Consider the following 23205-nt stretch of genomic DNA (forward strand, 5'->3'; position numbering starts at 1 on the left):
GCAGAGACACTGTGATGCCATTGCCCATCGACTCAACACCAGACCGAGGAAGCGCTATGGCTATCGCAGCCCAATGCAAAAACTATTCGGTTAGAGGAGCTTGTCGCACTTGGTGGTTGAATTCACGAATTCATTGCGCGCGCAGGTGGCGTCGAAGCCGCTGCTGGCCGCGCTGAAGTGCATGCCGGGCGCGGGCTCGGGCACGAAATTGCCGAAGCAGCTCAGGCGGCCGCCCGGCGTGACCTGGCAGTGGTGGTAATCGCCTGCGGCCAGCTGGCCCATGCCGAAGAGGCCTTCCCATGGCAACGGCATCGGACCCGGCGGCGGCGGCGTGCCGGCGACCGGGTACAGGCGCGCATCGCCCCAGCACGCCAGCGTGCCGTCGATGCGCACGCCGCAGGCATGGAACGCACCGACGCTGAGCGCGATGAAGCGGTCGTCCGGCGGCGGCGTGCCCTGGCCCGACTCGTTGCCGCCCCAGCATTGCGCGTGGCCGTCCGGGCGCAGTCCGCAGCTGTGCGTCACCCCGGCGCCGATCGCGGTGAACAATTCGGCCGGCGGCGTCGCCTGGCCCATCCAGTTGTCGCCCCAGCAACGCACGCTGCCGTCGGCATGCAGGCCGCACGCGTGCATGGCGCCCGCGGTGATGGCGATGAAGCTCTCGTCGGCCGGCATCTGCTGCGTGTCCAGCGCGCCCCAGCATTCGGGATGACCGTTGGCGCGCAGGCCGCAGGCGAAGTTGTCGCCGAGGCTGATCGCGACGAAGTCGCCCGGCGGCGGCGCCGGCAGTTGCGAGCCCCAGCCCGCCGACCAGCAGGCGACGTTGCCTTCGGGGAACTGCCACGGCTGCTCGCGCACGCGCAGGCCGCAGGTGGTGGAGATGCCCGACGCCAGCGCGGTGTAGTTGCCGGCCGGAATCGGCGACGGCGGCGGAGGCGGCGGCGGATAGCCTTCCGGCGGCGGCGGCACGTCTTCGGGCCGCACGTAACCCTGACCCCAGCATTCCACGCTGCCGTCGCCGCGCAGGCCACAGGTGTGGTCGAAGCCGGCGCTCAGTTCGATGAAGGTACCCGGCAGCGGCCGCGCCTCACCGTTGAAGTCGTCGCCCCAGCACGAGGCGCGGCCGTCCTGGCGCAGGCCGCAGCTGTGGTGGATACCGGTCGCCAGCGCACCCACGCCGCCGCGACCGTCCGGAATCGCGCCTTCCTGGCGGAGCTGCGCCATCGCGGGCAGCGTCGCCAGTCCCAGGCCCGCGAATGCCAGGCACGCAAAAAAATGACCGCGCAGCGCGCGGCCGAGCCGATTGCTCATCGAACCTCCAGTCCGTGTCCCCTGTACGCGTCAGGCCGCGTACCGACCTCTCTCCGGCGATCCCTGCTCCGATGCGCCCGGCTTTGCCGAGTATGCCGGAAACACCGTTACCGCCGTCACGCAATGGTGCCGCACGGCCGTCGCAGGGGCCGCGACGGGGCGTCCGGGGGCATCGGGACGGCGACGGTAGAATGGCCGCCGCATTGCCTGTTCCGAGTCTGTCGCCGTGAGCCCGTTGCGTGAGCCCGTTGCGTGAGCCTGTCGTGAGCCCGCCGTTCCTGAACCTGTTGAAGGGCGCGCTGTCATGAGCCTGCTGTCATGAGTGTGATCCTGCCCCTGCCCGAGCCGCTGCCGCGTGCGCGCAAGGCGTCGCACGACGCGAACAGGTTGGGCAAGCGTCTGCGCCACCAGGTGGGCCGCGCGATCGCCGACTTCGGCATGATCGAGGACGGCGACAAGGTGATGGTGTGCCTGTCCGGCGGCAAGGACAGCTACACCATGCTCGACATCCTCCTGCAGCTGCAGCAGAAGGCGCCGGTGAAGTTCGAACTGGTCGCGGTGAATCTCGACCAGAAGCAGCCGGATTTTCCCGAACACATCCTGCCGGCGTATCTGGAATCGCTCGGCGTGCCGTACAGGATCCTCGAGCAGGACACCTACTCGGTGGTCAAGCGCGTGGTGCCGGAGGGCAAGACCATGTGCTCGCTATGCTCGCGCCTGCGCCGCGGCGCGCTGTATTCCTACGCCGCCGAACAGGGCTTCACCAAGATCGCGCTCGGCCACCACCGCGACGACCTGGTGGCGACCTTCTTCCTCAACCTGTTCTTCCACGCCAAGCTCGCCGGCATGCCGCCCAAGCTGCTCAGCGACGACGGCAAGCACGTGGTGATCCGCCCGCTCGCCTACGTGCGCGAGGACGACATCGCCGCCTATGCCGAAGCGAAGCGGTTCCCGATCATTCCCTGCAACCTGTGCGGCTCGCAGGAAAACCTGCAGCGCAAGCAGGTGAAGAAGATGCTGGAAGCGTGGGAGAAGGACAGCCCCGGCCGCATCGAGACCATCGCGCGCGCGCTCGGCGATATCCGCCCCTCGCAGCTGGGCGATCCCAAGCTGTTCGATTTCCTCGCGCTGGGCGCACGCGGCGGCGCCCTGCCCGATGCGCACGCGTGGCTGGCGGGGGAGCCGCACGCGGAGGCGGCGGAGACGGGCGACGCGACCTGATCGCGCCGCGCCCGCCGGCACTCACGGACTGAGCATCCGCAACGCATGGGTCAGGCTCACCTCGCGGATCCGCGCCGCGGGCAATCCCATCTGCTCGAACCACTGCAGGGATTGCGCGCGCCATTCGCCCGGCGTCGGCTGGCTCGGCTGACCGAGGTCGGAGCTGTAGACGACGTTGTGCACGCTGCCCAGCACCTGCGCGAAGTCCTCGAAGGTCTGGTAGCCCAGCAGCAGGGTCAGCGCGGTCTGCTCGACGTACAGCCAGTCGTGCGCGCCCAGCGCCTTGAGCGCCGCGGCATCCATGCCGGTCATCGGATTGGCCGGCTGGTTCAGCAGCAATCGCACGCCGCCCTTGCGCAGGCACAGCTCGACGAGCGCTTCGACCTGGGCACGGGTCGCATGCCCGCTGGTCAGCACGACCTGCTCGTCGCGACAGAACTCGACCAGGCGCTCGACGCTCGCCGGCAACACGCCATCCGTGTCACCCAGGTCGCACGGCTGCAACGCGTAGCGTTCCACCGCCGCGTTCGCGTACGCGCGCTGCAACTTGCTGCGATGACCGGTCGTCACGATCGTCGGCAGCTCCACCAGCAGGCGGCCGCAGAACGGCGCCGAACCGTAGTAGCACAGCGACTGCTGGATCGGCCGCAGGTCGAGGCCACCGCCGATGCGGTTGAGCACCACCGAGCCGAATACCGGCAGGTCCATGGCCTGCGCGGTGGCGGCGACGGCGGCGGTGCAGCCCAGGTGGCTCTTGAGCAGCACGCCGCCGCCGAGCGCGCGGTATTCCTGCCCCGCCTGCAGGGCGTGGTAACGGCGCGTGTAGGTGTCGGGATTGGCGTGGTAGTGGACGTCGACGAAGCGCAGGCGCTCCTGCCAGTGGGCGACGAAATCAGACGGCATCGGCGCGCTGCTCCCACGGCGTCGCGTAGCCGTGGCTTTCGCGGGCGGCGACGAGGCTTTCGCCGGCGCCGATGGCCTGCACGATCCCCTGTTCGGTCGCATGCACGTTCTCAGCGCGCGCGATGACCTCGTCGAGGCGTTCGGCCGCCACCACCACCACGCCGTTGTCGTCGGCGAACAGCCAGTCGCCCGGCTGGATGCGCACGCCGGCGATCTCGACCGGCACGTTGGTGGCCTTGAGCCGGACCCGGTTCTTGCCCGACACCATGTAGATGCCGCGGGTGAACAGCGGGTAGCCGAGCGCGCGGATGGTCTCGATGTCGCGCGCGGAACCGTTGATGACCGTGCCCGCGAGCTGCTGCTGCACCGCCTTGCGGGTGAGGATGTCGCCCCAGTTGGTGCAGGCGGTGTTGCCGCCGTTGTCGATCACCACCACGTGCCCGGCCGGGACATCGTCGATGTAGTTGGCCGCGTTCTGGAACGCGGCCGGCGTCTCGGAGATGGGCTCGTACATGACCGTGTAGGCGGGGCCGGCGAGTTTGGCGCCCTCCACGCGCGGCGCGATGCCGAACAGCGCGCGGTTGATGCCGAGGCTGTCCATCGCGTCCGAGACCGCCGCCGTATCCAGCTGCAGCAGACGTTGCTTCCATTCGACGTGTTTGGCGTTCATGCCGTGGTTTCCTCGAGGGCGGGCTGGTCGATGCGGGCCTGGTCGCGCAGGTAGCACCAGGCGGCGAATTCGCGGACGTAGTCGCGCACTTCGACGCCGCGCAGCGGCGTGGCGATGCGGTAGGTGCGGCCGGACGGAGTCGCGCAGGCGATCCGCAGGCTGCCGGCGTAATCGCGCGGATCGCCCAGGCTGTCCAGGCGCGGCTCGGTCGTCACGACGAAGGCCTCGCCCGCCGCGCTGCCGGGCAGCTCGCGCAACAGCTCGGCCAGCGCCGCATCGCCCTGCGAGGTCCAGTGCACGTCGCCGGCGCCGGCGATCTGCTCGAGCGCGGAGCGGCCGTCGGTGCTGACGGTGTGCGCGCGCAGGTACGCATCGAGTTCGTGCGCGCAACGTAGGCCCTCGGCATCCGATGCGGCGACATCGACGCGCAGGTTGAGGTACGGATAGCGCCACAGGTACTTCATGCGCGCGGCGAACGCCGACGCCAGCGTGGCGACGAAGGCCTGCGCATCGCTCTCGATCAGTCCCAGCAGCTTCCACTCGAAGCTGCGCGTGTCGGTCCGCGTCGCCGTCGCGTCCGGGGCGAACGTCGCGTGCAGCATGGCGCGCATTTCCGCCGGCGGCCCCGGCAGCACCGCGATGGTGGTGCCGTGTTTTTCCAGCAGGAAGCCGCTGGCCAGGCCGCAGCTGTTGGCAAGCGCGCGCGCACCGGCCGGCAGGTAGGCCTGCACCTTGTCCTGCTCGCGCACCGGCAGGTTGAACGACTGCATGCGGCGGGTGATGTGTTGCCAGCAGTCGTCGCGGAATTCGAGCGGCGCCTGCAGGGCGTCGGCGACGGCGAAGCGGGTCAGGTCGTCGGAGGTCGGCCCCAGTCCGCCGCAGACCAGGACGAGGTCGTACTCGCCGAGGAAACGCGTCAGCGCGCGCGCGATCAGGTGGCGCTGATCGCCGCACACCGCGTGTTCCTTCACCTCGTAACCCAGCGTCGCCAGGTGGCGACCGATCTCGGTGGAATTGGTGTTCTGGTATTCGCCGCCGACCAGTTCGTCACCCACCGCGAGCACGGCCGCGGTGCGCGGGCGGTGCTGGCCGTGCAGCAACGCCAGCACCTCGTCGGCGAAGCGGCGCGTGCCCGCGCTGCCGCCCAGGTCGTAGGTGAGATGCGCGCCGCTCCGGATGGCGTTGCGCACGGCGTCCTGCAGCCGCGCCGCTTCGCGCGCGAAACCGAGGTGTTCCAGCAGCATCGCGATGCTCAGGAACATCGCCGCCGGGTTCGCCTTGTCCTTTCCGACCATGCCCGGCGCGCTGCCGTGCACCGGCTCGAAGTAGGCGACGCCCTCCCCGTAGTTGGCGCTGGGCGCGAGGCCCAGGCCGCCCATCACGCCGCCGGCGAGGTCCGAGAGGATGTCGCCGAACATGTTCTCCGCCACGATCACGCCGAACTGCTCCGGGCGCGTGACGAGCCACAGCGCGACCGCATCGACGTTCTGGATGTCGGCGCGGATGCCGGGATAGCGCGCGGCGACCGCTTCGAAGATTTCCTGGGCGAAATCGCCGCTTTCGCGCATCACGTTGGGCTTGTCGGCGAAGGTCACGCGGTCGAAGCCGTGCTGCACCGCATGCTCGAAGGCGAAGCCGAACAGGCGCTCCAGGCCGAAGCGCGTCTGCAGGCGCAGCGTGCACGAGGCCTCGTCGGCGCCGTAGCGCTCGAGGTTGGGGTGCTTCACCAGCGGACGGATCGCCTCGGGAATGCCGCGGTAATCGTAGCCGGCGTACAGGCCCTCGGTGTTCTCGCGGATCACGCTCATCCGGTACGGCTTGCCGTTGCCGGTGAGGTAGAACGACGGCCGCACGTTCGCGAACAGGCCCAGGCGCTGGCGCAGCTGGATCACCGGCGAGACGTACCTGTGGTTCTGGCCCTGCAGTGCCGGCGGCAGTTCCGCTTCGGCCTGCTTCTTGGGCTTGCTGGTGATCGCGCCCAGCAGGATCGCGTCGACCTGTTCGATCCGCTGCCACGTCGCCGCCGGCACCGGATCGCCGTCGCGCATCCAGCATTCCCAGCCGATCTCGCCGTAGATCAGTTCGATCGGCAGATCGAGCGCTTCCAGTGCGGGAAGCGCGGCGTCGCACACTTCCTTGCCAATGCCGTCACCCGGCAGTACCAGGACCTTCTTGTTCACAGTCGTTCAGCCATTCGTGGAGGGAAGTGAGGGTAAACGTCTCGTTGTCGCGCAGGATGCGCATGCCGGAGGCGGGCACCACGCGGACCTGGCGGCGCGTATCGGCGGCGGGGTCGATCGCGAGATTGTCGATCGTCGCCAGCTGCGAGTGCTCGCCCAGCAGGCACAGCACGCGGCCGGGATAGCGGTGCAGCTGCGTGCGCGCGTCCAGTCGCAGCAGCAATTCGAACCCGCGGCGCATGCGCGCGCACGACACCAGCGCATGGTCGTCGGCGAACGCATCGGTGTGCGTGGCCTTCGGCGCGCTGCCGCGCGGCGCGACCTGCGCGGCGAGCAGGGACAGGCACTGCGCCAGATCGTTGCGGCGCAGCGGTTCGAGCAGGGTCTCCAGCGCGGCGCGCAGGGGCGCATCGACGAAGCCCGGGCCCGACAGGCACAACACCCGCGGCGTCTGCGGCAGGCGGTGCGCCAGCGCCAGCGCCAGCGTGCCGCCCAAGGCATAACCCCCGATCAGCTGCAGCGGCGGCAGATGGCGGCCGATGTGGTCGGCCAGCCGCCCGAGCACCGCCTCGGCGTCCTGTTCGCCGTCCTCGAGGACGGCGACGGGATCGAGCACGTGGACGCGTTGCCTGCGCGCGGCGAACAAGCCGAGCAGCGGCCGGCAGAAGTCGGCGCCATGCCAGAGCGGGCTCACCGGCCCCAGCAGCAGCACATCGCCGGTGCAGGCGGGATCGCCGTGGACTTCGTACGCACCGGCGTGCGGGTCCGGGGCCGATGGCGGGTCGTGCAGTGCCATGGCGTCCATCACGCGGACGGCGTGCCGGCCAGCATCGCTTCCGCCTTTTGCCGGTCGGTGAACGAATAGTTGTACAGGCCGCACAGCACGTCGGCCGCGTAGTCGCCGCGGTCCTCGGTGTAGCTGGAGGAGTCGCGCAGCGCGCGCGCGGCACGCAGGATCGGCAGCAGTGCGTAACGCTTGCTGCCCTTGCGCAGCAGGCAGGCGACCCACTTCTCCAGCTTCAGGTTGCCGATGCCCTTGCCCATGCCGAGCAGACTCGCGTCGATGTAGGTGACGCCGCTGTCGATGGCGGCGATGGCGTTCGCCATGGCCAGGCCGATGTTGTCGTGCGCGTGGAAGCCGATCGGCAGCGGCGTGTGCCGGCGGATCTCCGCGGCGATTTCCTGCACCGCCTTCGGCGTGAGGTTGCCGTTGGAGTCGGCGAAGTAGACGACGTCGATGACGTCGCGGTGCGCGTCCAGCTGCGCGACCAGTGCGCCCAGCGTCGGCAGGTCGATCGCGCTCACGCGCACCACGTTGCAGCTGACTTCCATGCCCACGCTCCTGGCCAGGCGCGCGAGCCGCAGCGTTTCCGCGATGTTGCCGGCGTTGAGGCACAGCCGCAGCATCGCGACGCCGGCTTCGGCCATCTCGCGCACGTCGTCGTCGCCGATGTTGGCGGCGTGGGCGATCACGACCAGCTTGATCTTCGGCAGCGCCGCCTTCAGCGCGCGGATGTAGTCGTTGCTGCCGTGTCCGGTCAAACCCATGTTCGGGGACGGGACGACGGAGCCGTTGCGATAGCCGATCTCGATGTACTCGCAGCCCGATTCCTGGATGTGGGTGGCGTGCTCGAGCACGTACTTCATGCTGAAGTCGAAGTTGTTGCGGTAACCACCGTCGCGCAATGTCACGTCGATCAGTCTGAGGCTTGAATCATCCATACGTAGTCTGTCCTTGATAAGCGTTGGAAAACGTTCGCGCACCGTTTCCTTTCCGGAAACCGGGCAGCCGCGCCCGGCACCGCCTGCGGGAGGCGGTGCGGATGGGGCGAACGAAGGGGCCACTTGTGGGGCGGCGCGGCGGCGGTGCGGCGGCCGCGCCGACGCGGCAGGGAAGCCGGATCAGGCGGCCGCGACGCCGCGCAGCGCCGCGGTCAGGCGACGAGCTTGAAGACGCTGTCCATCGCGGCGTCGCGCACGCCCAGCAGCTGCTGGTATTCCGGCGACTGGTACCAGCCCAGCGCGTCTTCGCGCGTCGGGAACTGGAAGATCACGACCACGTCGTGGTTGGTCGCGGGCGTGCTGGCGTGCACGGGCGTCGCCTTGCCCTTGATCAGCAGTTCGCCGTTGAATTTCTTCAGGATCGCGGGCGTCTGCGCCGAGTATTCCTTGAGCTTTTCCGCGTCCTTGACCGTCAGTTCGATGAGCATCAGAGCCGGCATTGGGAGTCTTCCTTGTGGTTTTGAAAAAGAGGGGTAGCGACAGGTTCGGGCGACGGCCTACGCGGCCACGACAACCTCGACCTTGCGCATCAGTTCGGTGAACAGGTGCCAGCGCTGGTGCGCGGTCCAGAAGTCGAACGCGGTCGAAGGCAGGTTCATCAGCGTCTTGCACGCCTGCAGGCGCGTGCTCGCCAGGTCGAACTGCGCGCGGCTGCGGGTGAACACCGACACGGCCACGGCGGCACCGAGGTAGGTGTTGCTGACGCTGCCGTTGATCAGGTCGACCGGATCCTGGCCGTCGTCGTAGTAGCACAGCGCGATGCTCGGATACGGCAATTCCTCCTTGAGGATCGGCGCATGCTGCGGCACCGACATCAGGAACATGTCGCGGTCGTAGACCACCTGCGCGGAACTGGCCCACTGCTGGGCGATCGCGCGGGCCTGCGGATCGTTGCGGCCGATGTCGGTCGCCAGGTCGGTCGGATCGCCGCGGACCAGCCCTTCCGCGGCCTGCACCAGCGCCGCTTCCAGCTCCTTCGCCAGCTGCCGCGGTGCGAACACCTTCTTGGTGGAATTGCAGCGGTTGCCGCGATCGTCGCAGGCGCCGCGGATGATCATCTCCGCGGTCAGGCCGATATCGGCGTCCGGATACACCACCGCGCCGGAACGCCCGGTCAGATAGGCCAGGTACTTGTGGTCGGGCCGGAAGCCGAACGGCTGGCAGATCGTGCTCACCGTGTTGTCTTCGCCGTACATCACCGACTGCCGGGTCTGCTTGATCAGGGTGGAGACCAGGTTCTGTTCCTCTTCCGAATCGCGGCTGATGTACAGCAGCGCCGGCGGCTGGATGCCTTCGGCAATGAGAGCCTTGGTGAACAGGAACGCGCTCAGCGGTTCGATGCGGCTGGGCTTGACGATCGCCTTGGTGCCGGCGAGCAGGGCCTGCGCGATGTTCCAGGGCGCGATCGAGATCTCGTCGCCGGCCAGGATGAACATCGTGGTGATGCCGCCCTGGTACAGCGCGCCGTTGCGGTCCAGCAGGGCCATCGCGCGCTGCGATCCGGAGCCCAGGTCCTGCAGGTCGGCGTGGCGGCGCACGTAGGTCTCGATGTCGGCCAGCCAGCTGTTCACGGCCGCGATCGAGTTGCGCATGTGCTTGACCGGGCTGCCGCTCAGCGCAGCCTGCACCTTGAGGTCTTCATCGGTGATCCAGTCGGCCTTGCGGCCGATGCTGGACAGCGCGCGCAGGACCTTGTCGATCGGTTCGGGCGTCTGGAAGTTGGCGAACTTCACCGCCGCCGCCACGTCCTGCGCGGTGGTGACCGGGAAGCTGAAGGCGCCGGCGACCTTGCGGGCGGCGGGCTCGCGGATTTCGCCGCGGATGATGTTGTGCAGGGTTACCACGTCACTCATGTTGCTGTCCTCGTCCTTGTAATGTCGTATCCGGAACGGCGGCTCACAGGCCGCCGGCGCAGCCCTGCTGCAGGCGTTCCATGTCCTCGACGCGGCGGATGTCCTGCAGGCGCGGCGAAGACCGGCCGCACTTGCACGTGTCGGTGACGTAGGTCGCTTCGTCGCCGACGGCGTAGCGGATGAAACGCGAACCGTTGCGGATGCCGGTAATGACGACGAGCCCGCGCTCGCCGTTCTTCACGTGCTTGCCGGTCTTCTCGTCCAGCACTTCGGTGTAGGTCGGGCCGACCGCGAGGTGCAGGCCTTCGTTGTGCTCGCAGTCCATCGCGTTGGGCAGGCTTTCCGAATAGCCGTACATCTCGAAGAACCTGGTCTTCTCCACGCCGGCCATGGCGTTGCCTTCCCACACGCGTTCCTTCAGGTCGAGGCCGGGCACGTCGCGAGCCGAGCCGCTGGTGATGATCACGCGGATGTTGCGGCCGATGAAGTTCTCCATGTCCAGGTTCAGCAGCGAATCCAGGTTGGTGCCCTTGTTCGTGCCTTTCGCGCCCGCCGGCAGGCCCGGCACGATCGCCAGCGCGTTGAAGCCGCCCAGTTCGCTGGCGCCGCTGCTCATCATCTGTTCCAGCACCGCTTCCGGCGTGGTGCGCGTCATGTGCGCGCCTTCCACCGACAGGCCCAGCAGCGAGAAGCTGTCTTCCTGGAACTTCGCGCCGACGTGCGCCGGGTTGAAGCAGTTGAACATGCGCGAGATCCGGTTCAGGGGCAGGAAGCGCGAATGCAGGCGCGCCGCGGTCGTGGTCAGCACGTCCCAGTCGTCGCGCGTGTAGTAGGACACCTTCGGCCGCAGCCCGCTCGATCCGCTCGAGGTGAACTTGCGCCACAGCTTCTGCTCCAGCGGCGCGCCGTAGAAGCCGGACTGCAGGTACTCGCGGGTGCGGTCGGGGAGCAGCGTGCTGTCGTTCAACGCGCTGACTTCACCGCTGGACATCGGCGGGATCGCTTCGAAGGCCTGCTGGGTGGTGATGTCGCCGGGCTTGATGGACGCCCGCGCCATGCGGTCGCGGTAGAACTCGCAGTTCGCCGCGGTGTCCTGCACGAACGAATGCAGCACCTTGCGGTATTGCTCCGGATACGCGTGGTGATCGAGATCCGGATTGCTGATGTCAATGGCTTCGTTGCCGTACTTGAGCACCTTGTTGGGCAGGGTGACGCTGGCCTGCATGTCGCTTCCTTTTGTGCAGATTCGAAATGACGAAGGGATAGCCGCCGTCGCGCGCGCGGGGGACGACGCGCGCGACGGGCGGCTGTTGACGGGACTCAGTGCCGGCGCGCGTCTTCGAGGATGACGTCGGTCGCCTTCTCGCTGATCATGATGATCGCCGCGGTCGGGAAGAAGCCGGGCGTCTTCGGGAAGACGGAGGCATCCACCACGCGCAGGCCCTTCACGCCGCGCACGCGGAAGCGGCTGTCCAGCACCGCCATCGGATCGTGGTCGGCGCCGATCTTCGCGGTGCACGAGGCGTGGTGGCCCCAGGCCACGTTCTTCACGTACTGCTCCAGTTCGGCCTGCGTGTCGACGCTGGCGCCGGGCAGCGCTTCGGAGTCGATGTGCTTCTGCGCGAGCGGCTGGCTCATGCTCGCGCGCACCGCACGGATGCCTTCCACGACGGCCTTGAGGTCGGCGCTGCCGGCGTTGCCTTCCTGGAAGTAGTGGAAGTTGATCAGCGGGGTGTCGCGCGGATCGGCCGAGCGCAGCTTCACCGTGCCGGCGGTGTTCTCGGTGTGCACCTTGAGCACGTTCCAGGTCCAGTGCGCGCTCAGCGGCTCGTTCGAATAGTTGGGGTAGTAGCCGGTGAACTTCACCGGGATGCCGACCAGGAAGATGTCCGGCTCGCCCCTGGCGACACTGGTCTTGAGGATGCGCGTGGCGTAGATCGTGTTGCCGGCGTAGGGCCCGGCGAAATTCCAGGTCTTGCCGCCTTCGGTCCAGTGACCGGTCTGGTAGCTCTCCAAGCACGGATCACCCGGCTGGAAGGCCTGGCAGCGCTGCCACAGCTCGTTGCGCTCGCGCAGGTTGAACACCACCGGCGCCTCGTAGCGGTCCTGCAGGTTCTCGCCCACGCCGGGCAGGTCCTTCACCACCGGAATCCCGTGGCGGATCAGCTCCGCCCGCGGTCCGATGCCGGAGAGCTTGAGGATCTGCGGCGTGTTGAACGCGCCCGCCGCGAGGATGACTTCACGGTTGGCGGCGATGAAGGTGCGCTCGCCGCGCGCGGCTTGCGGCGCGAGCTTGCTGGCGCGGTAGCTGCGGCCGCCGTTGGCGAAGAACTCCACGCCGATCGCCACGGTCTTCGCGCCGGCCTGCCGGGTGATGACGCGCGCAACCAGCGCGTTGGTGATGATGTCGAGGTTGTCCGGGAACTGCTTCTGCGTTTCGGCCAGGTATTCGCGGATCGCCACGCGCTTCCTGTGCCCGACGTTCATCGGCGTGTTGACCGCGCCCACCGCGCCGCGCGCCACCGCGGGGTCGTTGGCGTCGCGGGTGATCGGCCCGTTGACGCCGGCGTGGGTGATGTCGTCGATCATCGGGTAGATGTCGTAGGCGGCCTGCTCGTTCAAGCTGGTCGGGATGTAGCCGCCCTTGCCGCGCAGGCGCGCGCCGTCGCCGCAATAGCCGCAGTTCTCGATCACTGCGACGTATTCGCGCATCTTCCGACCCGACCACGAGGCGTCGCCGGTCATGCGCGCGATGCTGTCGAAGTCGCTGTCGTGCGGATAGGTGAAGATCAGCGCGTTGTGCGAGGCCGATCCGCCAACGCACGAACCGCGCGGGTAGAGCACGCCGCCTTTCGCAGGCACGTATTTCGGATCCTTGCGCTGCTGTTCGAGGTTGGAATAGTGGCTGACGTAGAAGTCCCAGCTCAGCAGCGGATGCTCGGAAGCACCGCCGAAGAAACCCGGGGTTTCGTACACGGTCTTCGTCGCCGGATTGATCGCGGCCGCTTCCGCCGACAACGGATCCAGGCCGGCATCCAGCAGCGCGACCTTGTAGCCGGCGCGGGCGAGGTTCGCGGCGAGCGGGCCGCCGCCGGGACCGGCGCCAACGATGACGTAGTCGTAGCGCTTCGTGCGGGTCGCCTTGGTGGCGCTACGCGCGGCCCAGCTCGGGGCGACGACGGACAGCGACAGCAATCCCAGCTTCTTCATGAGCGAGCGCCGGCCGGGATTCATGGAGCGGATTTTCATGGTGCACCGTTGACGGTTGGACTGGATCGAGGGAGCCGGACTTTCGTCCGGCGTGGACGCGCGCGGCCCATCGCGCGGCAATGCACGCGACGAGTCAGACGACGTGGACGGTCGCCGGCATCGAGGCGCGGTATTCGGATGGCGTGCCGCGATCCGAGGCAGGAATCGCGGGTTTACGGCTGGCGTGCGCCGGAGCTACTGCTTCCATGTGTTCGTTCTCATTGTGACCGCCTGCCGCGACGGTCCACTGCGTGCACGTTCGCTGCCGCGGCGGCACGGTTCTTTGCTGGAATTGCTTCGCGCGCGACGCGGAGTCCCGGCGCGTACGCACTAGCTGACGCGATCTGCTGCCGGCACCCGTGCGCGCCGTGCCCGCAACCGCGGGCCGGCCTTGCGCGATCCCGGCGCGGGATCAATGCGTCGTTCGATCCGGCATTGCGCCAACTTCGCCACTTCCATGGCTCGCTTCTCCTTGTGAACGGCCCGACCTGCGCCGGGCCCTCGTTGCACACACAGCAATCCGTACCGCGGCCAGGGGCCGCGGACCTGCGTAAACCGTGGGACTAATGCGAATCGCGCGAATGCGCGCTCGAAACGTCCTGCGCCGGGCTCTGCGCGTGCTGCGCCACCTCACCCGCGGGACGGAAAAACTTCCACAACCAGGCTTGCGCCAGCTGCGCCACTTCCATGTGCGAATCTCCTGATGACAACTGATGAGACAGTGTCCGTGCGTCAAAGGTAGCCGACATTTCGTGCAGAGGCAACGAAGTTGACGGCGGATTTTGCCCGCGTTTTCGCGCACTGCCACACAGTTTCCGCGCGTCGCTCACCGCACGCCTGCGTAGGGTGCGCGACACCGCGGCACCCTCTCCTGTACGGCGTCGGCGGCGACATCCGGACACGCGCGTTGCGCAGCGAATGCCATGCGAGGTCGCGCGCGAATGTCAAGAGCTACGCCGCGCACCTCCAGTGCGTGCGGCGCGCGGAACGGCCGTCGAGGGCGGCGGAACGGCGCGAGCGCGCTGCTATAGTTCGCATACGCGCACGCATGGATGTTTGCGGGGCACTCCGCCCCGCGCACGCAAGCCACGGACACCGACGGCGACGCTCCAACCTTCTTCAAGCACCGGATTTTCGCTGGTCCATGGCTAGTTCCCCGTTCTTCGGCAACCTCACCCTCTTCCGCTTCCCCACCACCACCAGACTCGACGAGCTCGACAGCGGCCTGGACGAATGCCGGCTCAAGCCGGTCGGTCCGCTGGAGTTGTCCAGCCGCGGCTTCATCTCTCCCTTCGGTCGCGACAGCGATGTCTTCGCCGCGCGCCAGCGCGATGCGATCTGGCTCACCGTCGGTGGCGAAGACCGCCTGCTGCCCGGCAGCGTGGTCAACGACATGCTGGCGAAGAAGCTGGAGGAGATCGAGCAGAAGGAAGGCCGCAAGCCCGGCGGTCGCACGCGCAAGCGCATCAAGGACGAACTGATCACCGACCTGTTGCCGCGCGCGTTCGTCAAACCCAGCCGCACCGATGCGCTGCTCGACCTCGAGCACGGCATCGTCGTGGTCGATACTTCCAGCCGCAAGAGCGCGGAGAACGTGGTCAGCGAGATCCGCCGCGCGCTCGGCAGTTTCCCGGCGCTGCCGCTGAACGCCGAGGTCGCGCCGCGCAGCGTGCTCACCGGCTGGATCGCGGGCGAACCGCTGCCCGACGGCCTGTCGCTGGGCGACGAATGCGAACTGCGCGATCCGGTCGACCAGGGCGCGGTGGTGAAGTGCCAGCGCCAGGAGCTGCAGGGCGACGAGATCGGCAAGCACCTGGAAGCCGGCAAGCAGGTCACGCGCCTGGCGCTGACGCTCGACGACCACGTCTCGTTTGTGCTCGGCGAAGACCTCGTGGTGCGCAAGTTCAAGCTGCTCGATGGCGCGGTGGACCAGCTCGAGTCCACCGAGCGCGACGACATCCGCGCCGAACTCGATGCCCGCTTTGCGCTGATGAGCGGCGAGGTGAAGCGGCTGTTCACGGTGCTGGAAAAGGCGCTGAAACTGTCGAAGACGGAAGCCTGAGCGCAACCGCCGCCGGCGCGACGCGCGTCGCGCCGGTCACACCGATCCGGCGAAGTGCCGCGGTCTTCGCGCGGCCCATCGCACGCCGCGCCCCACCTGCCATCGGCCCCAGATGAAAACGATCACAGCTGAATGCGCGACGGCATCGCGCCGTCGTCGCGATATGCTTTTGCCCATGACGAGCGCGCCCGCATGAACCCACTCCGCCTGCTGGCGGGGAAGCCGCGCGCCACGCCGCGCGCGGCCACGCGCGAAACCCTCAGCTTCACCCTCGACAACGGCGCGACCGTCGACGTGCTGCGCGTGCGCGATCCGCGCGCGCGCCGCATCAAGCTCAGCGTGAGCGAACGCGGCGCGCGCCTCACGCTGCCGATCCGCGCCAGCGAAATCGCCGGCCGGCGTTTCGTGCTTGAACACGGCGACTGGCTGATGGCGCAACTCGCGCACAACGGCAGTGCCGCGCCCGCGCTCGAGCCGCACGTGACGGCGTCCATCCCGCTGCGCGGCGGCCAGTTGCCCGTGGTGTGGAGCGAAGGCCGCGCCCTGCGCCTGGCCACCGCCGGCGGCGTGCTCGTCGCCACGGTGCCGGCCAACGTGCGCGATGCCGCGCTGCGCCGCGCACTGCGCGATTTCTACGAAGCCGAAGCGCGCGCCGACATCGGCCGCTGGCTGCCGCCGCTGTTGCCGACGCTGCCGCGGGCGCCGTCGCGCATCGCGCTCAAGGTGATGAGCTCGCAGTGGGGTTCGCTGGCGCCCAACGGCACGATGGCGCTGGACCTGGCCCTGGTGCTCGCGCGACCGAGTGCGTTCGAATACGTGCTGGTGCACGAACTCTGCCACCTGATCCGCGCCGACCATTCGCCCGCGTTCTGGCACGAAGTCGAGCAGCGCTTCCCGGCGTGGCATGCGGAACGCGATTACTTCCAGGCCGAAGGCCGCCGGCTGAAGGCGGCGATGCGCACGCTGCTGGCCGGCTGACGCGGCCGGCTGCGTTGTTCCGGCGGTAGCCGCGCATGCGGCGCTTCCGGAGTCGCGGCCATGCGCCAGTTGATCCTCGTTTCCGTCTTCATCGTGGCCGCCGGTCTCGCCGCCTGCGGCAAGTCGCCCGGCGAACGCATGGCCGAAGCGGCCATCGAGGCGCGCACCGGGCACAAGGCGGACGTCGATGCTGACAAGGGCCAGATGACCATCCGTACCGACCAGGGCGAGATGAAGATCAGCAGCGGCGGCGGCACCGCCCTGCCCGCGACCTTCCCGAAGGACGTATACCTGCCGCGCGATTACACGGTGGAAGCAGCGATGGAAATGCCCAACGCGGTGATCGTGCACCTGCGCACCGGCGGCGCCGCGGCCGACGTCGCCACGGCCGCCGACCGGCAGATGCAGGCGGATGGCTGGAAGTCGGCGATGACCCTGATGCAGGGCACGCAGGGCAAGGTAGTGATGTACGAGAAGGGCAAGCGCCACGCGGCCCTGACCATCGCCGACGGCGAGGACGCGGGCGTGCGCGTGGGCTACCAGCTGGCGACGGAGCAGCAGTAACGCGCGGAGGTCAGCCGGCGCGGAAGAAGTCGCCGATCGCCGCCGCCACACCCGCCGCGTCGTCCATGTGCAGGTGGTGGCTGCCGGGCATGACGATCAGTTCGCCGTGGCGCAGCAGCGCCGCGCGCTCGCGCCGCAGCGCGTCGGGAAAGTAGTTCTGCGCCGGATCGGCGTAGATCACCCGCGTCGGGCATTCGATGTGGGCGATGAGGTCGCGGCACTGCGCCTCGCTCATGCGCACGGCGGTTGGCATCGTCAGGCGCGGATCGCTGCGCCAGACGAAGCCGCCGTCGACGGGACGCAGGCCGCGTTCGACCAGCAGCAACGCCGCCGCTTCGCCCAGGTCGCCGGTGCCGGCCTGCAGGCGCGCGCGCGCGGCGGTGGCGATGTCCGGGAAGACGCGCAACTGCTTGGCCGGCAGCAGCGCGTACGCGGCCATCGCATCGCGCAGCCGCTGCGTGGTGCGCGCCTCGGCTTCGGTGAGCGCGCCCAGCGCCTCGATGGTCAGCAGCCGCTCGATGCGCTGCGGCTGCGCGGAAGCCATCAGGCTGGCGATGACCCCGCCGAGGGAATGGCCGAGCAGGGCGAAGCGTTCCCAGCCCAGCGCATCGGCCGCGGCGAAGGCGGCGCGCAGGAAGCCGATCAGCAGGTAATCGGCCGCGGGCGGCAGGTGCGCGCTGGCGCCGTGGCCAGGCAGATCGAGCGCGACCAGGTCGCTGTCGTGCAGGTGCGCCGACAGCGGCACGAAGCTGGCGGCGTTATCGAGCCAGCCGTGCAGCGCGAGTACGCGCGGGGCGCCCTCGCGACCGCAGCGCAGTCCGGCGAGCGTGCCGAACACGGTGTCCACGGCGAAGGCGCGCATCGCGCTCATGCTCCGCGCACCGCGACGGCAGCAACGGCGTCGCCCGCGATCGCGGCGAGTGCGCGCGCGTGGGCGGGATCGTCGTTGAGGCAGGGGATGTAGCGCAGTTCGCCGCCGCGCGCGCGGAATTCGTCGCGCAGCATCTGCGCGACTTCCTCCAGCGTTTCCAGGCAGTCGACGGCAAAGCCCGGCGCGACCACGTCGACGCTGCGGATGCCGCGCGCGGCCAGTGCGGCGAGCGTATCCGCGGTCGCCGGTTCGAGCCACTTCTCGCGGCCGAAGCGCGACTGGTAGCTCAGTGTCCACGATTCGTCGCGCAGGCCCAGCGCCGCCGCGATCGCGCGGGCACCGGCTTCGCACTGGCGCGGATAGGGATCGCCCTGGTCGGCCAGGCGCTGCGGCAGGCCGTGGAAGGAAAACAACAGATGCGCGGCATTGCCGTGCTGCGCGCGGTGCGCGCGGATCGATTCGGCGACCGCGGCAATCCAGCGGGGATCGTCGTGATAGTCGCCGATGCACAGCGCCGTCGGCGTGGCGGGCGTCGCGGGCGTCGCGGGCGTCGCGGTCGTTGAGCCTTGTGTGTAGCCGTGGTCGCAGATCGCGAAACCCGCCGCTTCGATCACGTCGCGCACCGAGGCCGTCGTCGTCGTCGAGTACTGCGGATACAACGGCAACACGACCACGCGCTGCACGCCCTCGCGGCGCAGTTGCTGCAGCACGTCCGTCAGGCCCTGTGCGCCGTAGCGCATCGCGTGCAGCACGCGCCACTGCGGACGCAGACGCTGCACCGCGTGCGCCAGCCGCTGCGTGTACACCGCCAGCGGCGAACCGTCGCGCCAGATGCTGGCGTACTTGTGCGCCACGCGCTGCGAACGCAGCGGCAGGATCACCAGGTTCAGCACCGGCCACCACAACCAGCGCGGCAGGTCGACCACGCGGCGGTCGGAGAGGAATTCGCGCAGGTAGCGGCGCACCGCGGGTGGCGTCGGTGCGTCGGGTGTCCCCAGGTTCACCAGCACCAGCACGGTGCCTGCGTCGGTCGTGGCGGGCACGGAGGCGCTGTGGGCGCCTGCCGACGGGGTGGGCGTAATCATCGGCATAGGATGACAGCCGCGCCCGCGCGGCGTCACCCGCGCGCACGATCCGCGCGCCGCGAGCCCGCCATTCCGCGCCGGCGCCGTACCGTCGCCATTCATTGCCTCGTCAGTACCCTCCGGGCATTCCCCGCCGAGGAGCCGCCATGCCGCGTCCCGTCCTGTCGAAGCTGTCCTTCCTGCCGCTGTCCCTCGCCCTCTCGCTGGCCTTCGCCGGCAACGCGATCGCCGGGCCCGAGGAAGACCAGCGCGCCGTCGACGCCGTGCGCGTGCTCACCGAAGTGCAGCGCATTCCCGAATCGGCGATTCCCGACAAGCTGTTCGACGAGGCACGCGCGATAGTCGTCGTGCCCGACACGCTCAAGGTCGGCCTGCTGCTGGGCGGCCGCCGCGGTCACGGTCTGGTGTCGGTGAAGAACCCCGACGGCAGCTGGTCGAATCCGAGTTTCGTCAAGCTCACCGGCGGCAGCATCGGCTTCCAGGCCGGCGTGCAGTCGGCCGACGTCGTGCTGGTGTTCCGCGGCGAGCGCGGCCTGGACTCGATCGTCAACGGCAAGATCACGCTGGGCGCCGATGCGGGCGTCGCCGCCGGCCCGGTCGGACGCAGCGCGGCGACCGCCACCGATGGCCAGCTCAAGGCGGAAATCTGGTCGTGGTCGCGCGCACGCGGGCTGTTCGCGGGCATCGCCCTCGATGGCGCGGTGCTGTCGATCGACGACGCGGCCAACCAGCTGGTCTACGGCGAAGGCACCACGCCGCGCATGATCTTCGAAGGCCGCACGCGCCAGCAGCCGGACGACCGCGTCGTCGACTTCCGCGATGCGCTGGAGGAAGCCGGCGCGCTCGCGCGCGAGCGTCGCGGCGGCAGCGCTCCGGCGGCGCCTGCGGTCGCCGCGTCGCCAGCGGCGGCCACCGCACCGGCCGCGCAGACCCAGCCGCTCGCACCGCCGCCGGAAGAAGCCAAGCCCGCGCCGTTCGAGGACGTGCCGGCCGACAGCGTGCGCACCGAGCCGCTGCCGCCGGAGCCCACGCCGGCGCCGACCACGCCGCCGCGACACTGAACCGGTGCAGGCCGCGCTGCCCGCCGCCTGCGTGACCGGCTTCCGCAGCGCTCACGACGCCTGCGGTATCCTGAGCGCCCACTCCACAGGGAATGAGCAATGGGCGGTTTGAGCATTTGGCACTGGCTGATCGTGCTGGTGATCGTGGTGCTGGTGTTCGGCACCAAGCGCCTGGGCAATGTCGGCAAGGATCTGGGCGAAGCCGTGAAGGGCTTCAAGAAGGGCATGCAGGACGACGACGAGAAGAAGCCGTCGGCGCAGCTGCCGGACGAATCGCGTCGCGACAACACCACCGCCTCGCAGCGGGACGACGAGCACACGCCGCGCTGATCCGGATCCGCCGCGGGAGCGGCTGACGCATGTTCGATATCGGATTCGGCGAGATTTTCCTGATCGCGATCGTGGCCCTGCTCGTGCTGGGTCCCGAGCGCCTGCCCAAGGCCGCGCGCTTCGCCGGCCTGTGGGTGCGGCGCGCGCGCGCGCAGTGGTATTCGGTGAAGGCCGAACTCGAGAACGAACTGGCCGACGAGGAACTCCGGCGCAGCCTGCAGCAGACCCGTGCCGACCTGGCCGAAGCGCGCAACTCGCTGGCGCAGGGCGCGACGGCGCTGCAGCAGCAATTCGAGGACGCCCGCGCCGACGTGCGTAACGCGTTGCGCAGCGAGGCCGGCAACGACGCGGCCGCCGACCAGGGCGACGACGACCACGAGCCGCCGTTGAGTTCGGTCACCGACGCACGCGCGCAGGGCGAACTGTCGCTCGAAGAGCACGGCCCCGACCACGACGCCACTCACGGCATCGACCGCCACGATGCGGACGCGGCCCACGCCACCACGCAGTCCGCCGGATCCGCTTCCGATGCACGACGCTGAAGCCGACAGCTCGCCCTCCGAAACGCGCCTGATCGACCACCTGATCGAATTGCGCGCGCGCCTGCTGCGCGCGGTGACCGGGTTGATCGTGGTGTTCCTCGCGTTGATGCCGTTCGCCAGCCGCCTGTATGCCTGGCTGGCCGCGCCGCTGCTGTCGAAACTGCCGGCCGGCGGCCAGCTCATCGCCAACGATCCGGCCGGCGGCTTTTTCGTCCCGGTGAAGCTGGCGTTTTTCGCCGCGGTGTTCGCCTCGGTACCGTGGCTGCTGTACCAGGCCTGGGCCTTCGTCGCGCCCGGCCTGTACCAGCGCGAGAAAAAGCTGGCGCTGCCGCTGCTGGTCTCGGCAGTGACGCTGTTCTACGCCGGCTGTGCATTCGCCTATTTCCTGGTGCTGCCGGCGGTGTTCGGGTTCCTCAGCAAGTTCACGCCAGCGGTCGTGGCGATGATGCCCGACATCGGCAAATACCTGGATTTCGTGCTGGTGATCTTCCTCGCCTTCGGTGCCAGCTTCGAGCTGCCCGTCGCGCTGGTGATCCTCGCGCTGCTGGGCTGGGTCACGCCGCAGCAGCTGCGCGAGTCGCGCGGGTACGCCATCGTCGGCGTGTTCGTCATCGCGGCGGTGATCACGCCGCCGGACGTGGTCTCGCAGCTGATGCTCGCGATCCCGATGTGCATCCTCTACGAGCTCGGCATCCTCGCCGCGGCCTGGGTGGCGCCGAAGCGCGAAGCGAGCGCGTAAGCGAAACGCGACGGTTCCGCGCTTCGCCTACGGCATCACCGGCGCCCGGTACTCCAGCGTCATCCCGAGCAGCCACAACAGCCCGAGCACCAGCGGCACGTGCACCAGCAGCTGCACGAAGGTGAAGCCGACGATGTCGCGCGCCTTCAATCCGAGCACGCCCAGCAGCGGCAGCATCCAGAACGGATTGACCAGGTTGGGCAACGCTTCGGCGGCGTTGTAGACCTGCACCGCCCAGCCCAGGTGCACGCGCAGTTCGTTCGCGGCCTGCATGACGTAGGGCGCCTCGATGATCCACTTGCCGCCGCCGGACGGCACGAAGAAACCGAGCACCGCCGAATACGCGCCCATCACCAGGGCGAAGCTGTCGGGCGAGGCGACCTGCACGAACAGTTCGGACAGGCGATGCGCCAGCGTTTCGCCGCCCGTGCCCGGCACGCCGGTCAGGAGCAGGGCGATGCCGCCGTACAGCGGGAACTGCAGCAACACGCCGGTGGTGCCGGGCACGGCTTTCGCGACCGCGTCGAGGAAGCCGCGCGGCCGCCAGTGCAACAGCAGGCCGAGCGAAAGGAACAGCAGGTTGTAGGTGTTGAGATCGGCGATCGCGCGCGCCGCGGGCTTCGCGGCGAATTCACCGGCGAGCCAGCCGAAGGCGAGCAGCGACAGCAGGATCGTCAGCAGCGGGCTGTGTTCGAGCCACTCGCCGGGACGCAGGCGCGCCGGCGTTGCCGCGTCGCTGCGGTCCGGAATGCGGTCGTGGGCGTCAGCCTCGGCGCCACGCGCGTTCGCTTCGCCGGGCGCCGTCGCGTACGCCACCAGCACCGACACGGCGATCAGCACCGCGGTCAGCAGCAGCGATTGCCACAGGAAGATCGTCTGCGCGAACGGCAGCACGCCGGTGATCGCGAGCAGGCCCGGCGGCATGCTCGCCGGATTGGCCTGCAACTGCGCGGCGGATGAACTCAGGCCCATCGCCCACACCGCGCCCAGGCCGAGATACGCCGCGGCGCCGGCGGCGCGGTAGTCCATGCGCAGTTCCGGCCGCCGTGCCAGCGCACGCACCAGCAACCCGGCGAAGACCAGCGAGAAGCCCCAGCTGAGCAGCGAGGTCAGCATGCTCGCTGCAGCGACGAACGCGACCGCGCCGCGCCCGCTGCGTGGCCAGCGCGCGAGGCGTTCGATCAGGCGCGCGACCACCGGCGCGCTGGCGACCACGTAACCACCGATCACCACGAACACCATCTGCATGGTGAAGGGAATCAGGCTCCAGTAGCCCTGGCCGAAGGCCTGCGCGATCGCCTGCGGCCGCGCGCCGCAGGCCAGTGCCGCAACGGCGACGATCAGCACGCCCAGCACCGCGAACACCCAGGCATCGGGAAACCAGCGTTCGGCGAATCCGGCGCAGCGCAGGGCGGTGCGCGCCAGCCAGTGTTCGCGGCGCGCCGGTGGAACGACACGGTTCATCGAAACCTCCCTCGTGGCGACGCGACGCATTGTCGCGGCAAATCGCCGTGCCGGAAAACGCAACGGCCCGCGCGTGGCGGGCCGTTGCAGGAACGCGGCGACTTCAGGCCGCCGGTTGTCCGGCTTCCTGTTTGCGGCCGATCAGCCACATCGCCGCGCCGATGACGATCAGGCCGACGCGGATGCCGATGCCGACGGTCGGACCCCAGTTGTCGATCCAGCCCAGGACCACGAATTCGATGCCGACCAGATTGAGCAGGAACGAGCCCAGCCCCAGGATGACGAACCACATGCCCCACGACTTCATGCGAATCCCCCTTGTGAATGACCCGATCCCCAT

At 69.0% G+C, this 23205-nt stretch carries 22 protein-coding genes; 8 read left to right on the forward strand and 14 right to left on the reverse strand.

From position 1 onward, the window contains the following. Positions 1 to 90: 90 nt before the first annotated feature. Entirely contained in the window at positions 91 to 1311 is a 1221-nt protein-coding gene (locus ACFPN1_RS13860; RefSeq protein WP_386755731.1) for an RCC1 domain-containing protein, read from the reverse strand. A gap of 318 nt (positions 1312 to 1629) precedes the next feature. Between ACFPN1_RS13860 and ttcA the strand changes: the two genes are divergently transcribed. Next, entirely contained in the window at positions 1630 to 2532 is a 903-nt protein-coding gene (ttcA, locus tag ACFPN1_RS13865) for a tRNA 2-thiocytidine(32) synthetase TtcA (protein WP_386755732.1), read from the forward strand. 21 nt (positions 2533 to 2553) lie between these two features. On the opposite strand, the gene ACFPN1_RS13870 is transcribed toward ttcA, so the two are convergent. From ACFPN1_RS13870 to ACFPN1_RS13910, 9 genes are all read right to left on the reverse strand, one after another. Further along, positions 2554 to 3435 (reverse strand): DUF6282 family protein, encoded by an 882-nt coding sequence (locus tag ACFPN1_RS13870; RefSeq protein ID WP_386755733.1) that lies wholly within the window; start codon positions 3433 to 3435, stop codon positions 2554 to 2556. Then, positions 3425 to 4105 (reverse strand): RraA family protein, encoded by a 681-nt coding sequence (locus ACFPN1_RS13875; RefSeq protein WP_386755734.1) that lies wholly within the window; start codon positions 4103 to 4105, stop codon positions 3425 to 3427. The genes ACFPN1_RS13870 and ACFPN1_RS13875 overlap by 11 nt, the downstream gene beginning before the upstream one ends. Further along, positions 4102 to 6285 carry an isocitrate/isopropylmalate family dehydrogenase gene (locus ACFPN1_RS13880; RefSeq protein WP_386755735.1) on the reverse strand — a complete coding sequence of 728 codons (2184 nt, stop codon included), beginning with the start codon at positions 6283 to 6285 and terminating at the stop codon, positions 4102 to 4104. The genes ACFPN1_RS13875 and ACFPN1_RS13880 overlap by 4 nt, the downstream gene beginning before the upstream one ends. Continuing rightward, positions 6254 to 7081 carry a hypothetical protein gene (locus tag ACFPN1_RS13885; RefSeq protein ID WP_386755736.1) on the reverse strand — a complete coding sequence of 276 codons (828 nt, stop codon included), beginning with the start codon at positions 7079 to 7081 and terminating at the stop codon, positions 6254 to 6256. Before ACFPN1_RS13885 ends, ACFPN1_RS13880 begins: the two co-directional genes overlap by 32 nt. An 8-nt stretch (positions 7082 to 7089) precedes the next feature. Continuing rightward, positions 7090 to 8007 (reverse strand): beta/alpha barrel domain-containing protein, encoded by a 918-nt coding sequence (locus ACFPN1_RS13890; protein WP_386755738.1) that lies wholly within the window; start codon positions 8005 to 8007, stop codon positions 7090 to 7092. A gap of 212 nt (positions 8008 to 8219) precedes the next feature. Further along, positions 8220 to 8507: a DUF1330 domain-containing protein gene (locus tag ACFPN1_RS13895; protein ID WP_386755739.1), complete on the reverse strand. Its 288-nt coding sequence runs from the start codon at positions 8505 to 8507 to the stop codon at positions 8220 to 8222. Between the two features lie 57 nt (positions 8508 to 8564). Beyond that, positions 8565 to 9920 carry an aldehyde dehydrogenase family protein gene (locus ACFPN1_RS13900; protein WP_386755740.1) on the reverse strand — a complete coding sequence of 452 codons (1356 nt, stop codon included), beginning with the start codon at positions 9918 to 9920 and terminating at the stop codon, positions 8565 to 8567. 43 nt (positions 9921 to 9963) lie between these two features. Then, positions 9964 to 11145 (reverse strand): phenylacetate--CoA ligase family protein, encoded by a 1182-nt coding sequence (locus ACFPN1_RS13905; protein ID WP_386755742.1) that lies wholly within the window; start codon positions 11143 to 11145, stop codon positions 9964 to 9966. A gap of 95 nt (positions 11146 to 11240) precedes the next feature. Further along, a complete protein-coding gene (locus ACFPN1_RS13910) occupies positions 11241 to 13169 on the reverse strand; it encodes a GMC family oxidoreductase (protein WP_386755743.1) in 1929 nt (642 codons plus the stop codon). 1144 nt (positions 13170 to 14313) lie between these two features. Here ACFPN1_RS13910 and ACFPN1_RS13915 point away from each other — a divergent pair. The 3 genes from ACFPN1_RS13915 to ACFPN1_RS13925 all read left to right on the forward strand — a co-directional run bounded on the left by ACFPN1_RS13915 (position 14314) and on the right by ACFPN1_RS13925 (position 16773). Then, positions 14314 to 15231 (forward strand): recombination-associated protein RdgC, encoded by a 918-nt coding sequence (locus ACFPN1_RS13915; protein ID WP_386755744.1) that lies wholly within the window; start codon positions 14314 to 14316, stop codon positions 15229 to 15231. 192 nt (positions 15232 to 15423) lie between these two features. Further along, a complete protein-coding gene (locus ACFPN1_RS13920) occupies positions 15424 to 16209 on the forward strand; it encodes a M48 family metallopeptidase (RefSeq protein WP_386755745.1) in 786 nt (261 codons plus the stop codon). Between the two features lie 60 nt (positions 16210 to 16269). Next, positions 16270 to 16773 carry a hypothetical protein gene (locus ACFPN1_RS13925; protein WP_386755746.1) on the forward strand — a complete coding sequence of 168 codons (504 nt, stop codon included), beginning with the start codon at positions 16270 to 16272 and terminating at the stop codon, positions 16771 to 16773. Positions 16774 to 16783: 10 nt separating this feature from the next. Here the strand turns inward: ACFPN1_RS13925 and ACFPN1_RS13930 are convergent, their stop codons facing one another. Further along, positions 16784 to 17635, reverse strand: coding sequence for an alpha/beta fold hydrolase (locus ACFPN1_RS13930; protein WP_386755863.1), 852 nt, complete (start codon positions 17633 to 17635; stop codon positions 16784 to 16786). Between the two features lie 5 nt (positions 17636 to 17640). Next, complete coding sequence (hemH, locus tag ACFPN1_RS13935) at positions 17641 to 18729, reverse strand: ferrochelatase (protein WP_386755747.1); 1089 nt, start codon at positions 18727 to 18729, stop codon at positions 17641 to 17643. A gap of 161 nt (positions 18730 to 18890) precedes the next feature. Here hemH and ACFPN1_RS13940 point away from each other — a divergent pair, with 161 nt between their 5' ends. The 4 genes from ACFPN1_RS13940 to tatC all read left to right on the forward strand — a co-directional run bounded on the left by ACFPN1_RS13940 (position 18891) and on the right by tatC (position 21401). Then, entirely contained in the window at positions 18891 to 19790 is a 900-nt protein-coding gene (locus tag ACFPN1_RS13940) for a lipid-binding SYLF domain-containing protein (RefSeq protein WP_386755865.1), read from the forward strand. A gap of 99 nt (positions 19791 to 19889) precedes the next feature. Further along, positions 19890 to 20120: a Sec-independent protein translocase subunit TatA gene (tatA, locus tag ACFPN1_RS13945; protein WP_386755748.1), complete on the forward strand. Its 231-nt coding sequence runs from the start codon at positions 19890 to 19892 to the stop codon at positions 20118 to 20120. Between the two features lie 29 nt (positions 20121 to 20149). Then, positions 20150 to 20662, forward strand: coding sequence for a Sec-independent protein translocase protein TatB (gene tatB, locus ACFPN1_RS13950; RefSeq protein WP_386755749.1), 513 nt, complete (start codon positions 20150 to 20152; stop codon positions 20660 to 20662). Further along, the gene (gene tatC / locus ACFPN1_RS13955) at positions 20649 to 21401 is read left to right on the forward strand and encodes a twin-arginine translocase subunit TatC (RefSeq protein WP_386755750.1); all 753 of its coding nucleotides are present in this window, start codon (positions 20649 to 20651) and stop codon (positions 21399 to 21401) included. The genes tatB and tatC overlap by 14 nt, the downstream gene beginning before the upstream one ends. A gap of 27 nt (positions 21402 to 21428) precedes the next feature. On the opposite strand, the gene ACFPN1_RS13960 is transcribed toward tatC, so the two are convergent. Further along, entirely contained in the window at positions 21429 to 22865 is a 1437-nt protein-coding gene (locus tag ACFPN1_RS13960; protein ID WP_386755751.1) for a short-chain fatty acid transporter, read from the reverse strand. 103 nt (positions 22866 to 22968) lie between these two features. Then, positions 22969 to 23172: a hypothetical protein gene (locus ACFPN1_RS13965; RefSeq protein ID WP_386755752.1), complete on the reverse strand. Its 204-nt coding sequence runs from the start codon at positions 23170 to 23172 to the stop codon at positions 22969 to 22971. Between the last annotated feature and the right edge of the window lie 33 nt (positions 23173 to 23205).

The organism is Lysobacter yangpyeongensis (assembly GCF_042655745.1).
Lineage (GTDB): Bacteria > Pseudomonadota > Gammaproteobacteria > Xanthomonadales > Xanthomonadaceae > Agrilutibacter > Agrilutibacter yangpyeongensis.

What these genes read in the sequence shown, in the direction of transcription:
- ACFPN1_RS13965 (WP_386755752.1), bottom strand. Translation starts at nt 23,172, where the DNA reads ATGAAGTCGTGGGGCATGTGGTTCGTCATCCTGGGGCTGGGCTCGTTC.
- ACFPN1_RS13870 (WP_386755733.1), bottom strand. Translation starts at nt 3,435, where the DNA reads ATGCCGTCTGATTTCGTCGCCCACTGGCAGGAGCGCCTGCGCTTCGTC.
- hemH (WP_386755747.1), bottom strand. Translation starts at nt 18,729, where the DNA reads ATGATTACGCCCACCCCGTCGGCAGGCGCCCACAGCGCCTCCGTGCCC.
- ACFPN1_RS13905 (WP_386755742.1), bottom strand. Translation starts at nt 11,145, where the DNA reads ATGCAGGCCAGCGTCACCCTGCCCAACAAGGTGCTCAAGTACGGCAAC.
- ACFPN1_RS13910 (WP_386755743.1), bottom strand. Translation starts at nt 13,169, where the DNA reads ATGAAAATCCGCTCCATGAATCCCGGCCGGCGCTCGCTCATGAAGAAG.
- ttcA (WP_386755732.1), top strand. Translation starts at nt 1,630, where the DNA reads ATGAGTGTGATCCTGCCCCTGCCCGAGCCGCTGCCGCGTGCGCGCAAG.
- ACFPN1_RS13900 (WP_386755740.1), bottom strand. Translation starts at nt 9,920, where the DNA reads ATGAGTGACGTGGTAACCCTGCACAACATCATCCGCGGCGAAATCCGC.
- ACFPN1_RS13915 (WP_386755744.1), top strand. Translation starts at nt 14,314, where the DNA reads ATGGCTAGTTCCCCGTTCTTCGGCAACCTCACCCTCTTCCGCTTCCCC.
- ACFPN1_RS13895 (WP_386755739.1), bottom strand. Translation starts at nt 8,507, where the DNA reads ATGCCGGCTCTGATGCTCATCGAACTGACGGTCAAGGACGCGGAAAAG.
- ACFPN1_RS13890 (WP_386755738.1), bottom strand. Translation starts at nt 8,007, where the DNA reads ATGGATGATTCAAGCCTCAGACTGATCGACGTGACATTGCGCGACGGT.
- ACFPN1_RS13860 (WP_386755731.1), bottom strand. Translation starts at nt 1,311, where the DNA reads ATGAGCAATCGGCTCGGCCGCGCGCTGCGCGGTCATTTTTTTGCGTGC.
- ACFPN1_RS13925 (WP_386755746.1), top strand. Translation starts at nt 16,270, where the DNA reads ATGCGCCAGTTGATCCTCGTTTCCGTCTTCATCGTGGCCGCCGGTCTC.
- ACFPN1_RS13930 (WP_386755863.1), bottom strand. Translation starts at nt 17,635, where the DNA reads ATGCGCGCCTTCGCCGTGGACACCGTGTTCGGCACGCTCGCCGGACTG.
- ACFPN1_RS13885 (WP_386755736.1), bottom strand. Translation starts at nt 7,081, where the DNA reads ATGGCACTGCACGACCCGCCATCGGCCCCGGACCCGCACGCCGGTGCG.
- ACFPN1_RS13875 (WP_386755734.1), bottom strand. Translation starts at nt 4,105, where the DNA reads ATGAACGCCAAACACGTCGAATGGAAGCAACGTCTGCTGCAGCTGGAT.
- ACFPN1_RS13920 (WP_386755745.1), top strand. Translation starts at nt 15,424, where the DNA reads ATGAACCCACTCCGCCTGCTGGCGGGGAAGCCGCGCGCCACGCCGCGC.
- tatA (WP_386755748.1), top strand. Translation starts at nt 19,890, where the DNA reads ATGGGCGGTTTGAGCATTTGGCACTGGCTGATCGTGCTGGTGATCGTG.
- tatB (WP_386755749.1), top strand. Translation starts at nt 20,150, where the DNA reads ATGTTCGATATCGGATTCGGCGAGATTTTCCTGATCGCGATCGTGGCC.
- ACFPN1_RS13960 (WP_386755751.1), bottom strand. Translation starts at nt 22,865, where the DNA reads ATGAACCGTGTCGTTCCACCGGCGCGCCGCGAACACTGGCTGGCGCGC.
- tatC (WP_386755750.1), top strand. Translation starts at nt 20,649, where the DNA reads ATGCACGACGCTGAAGCCGACAGCTCGCCCTCCGAAACGCGCCTGATC.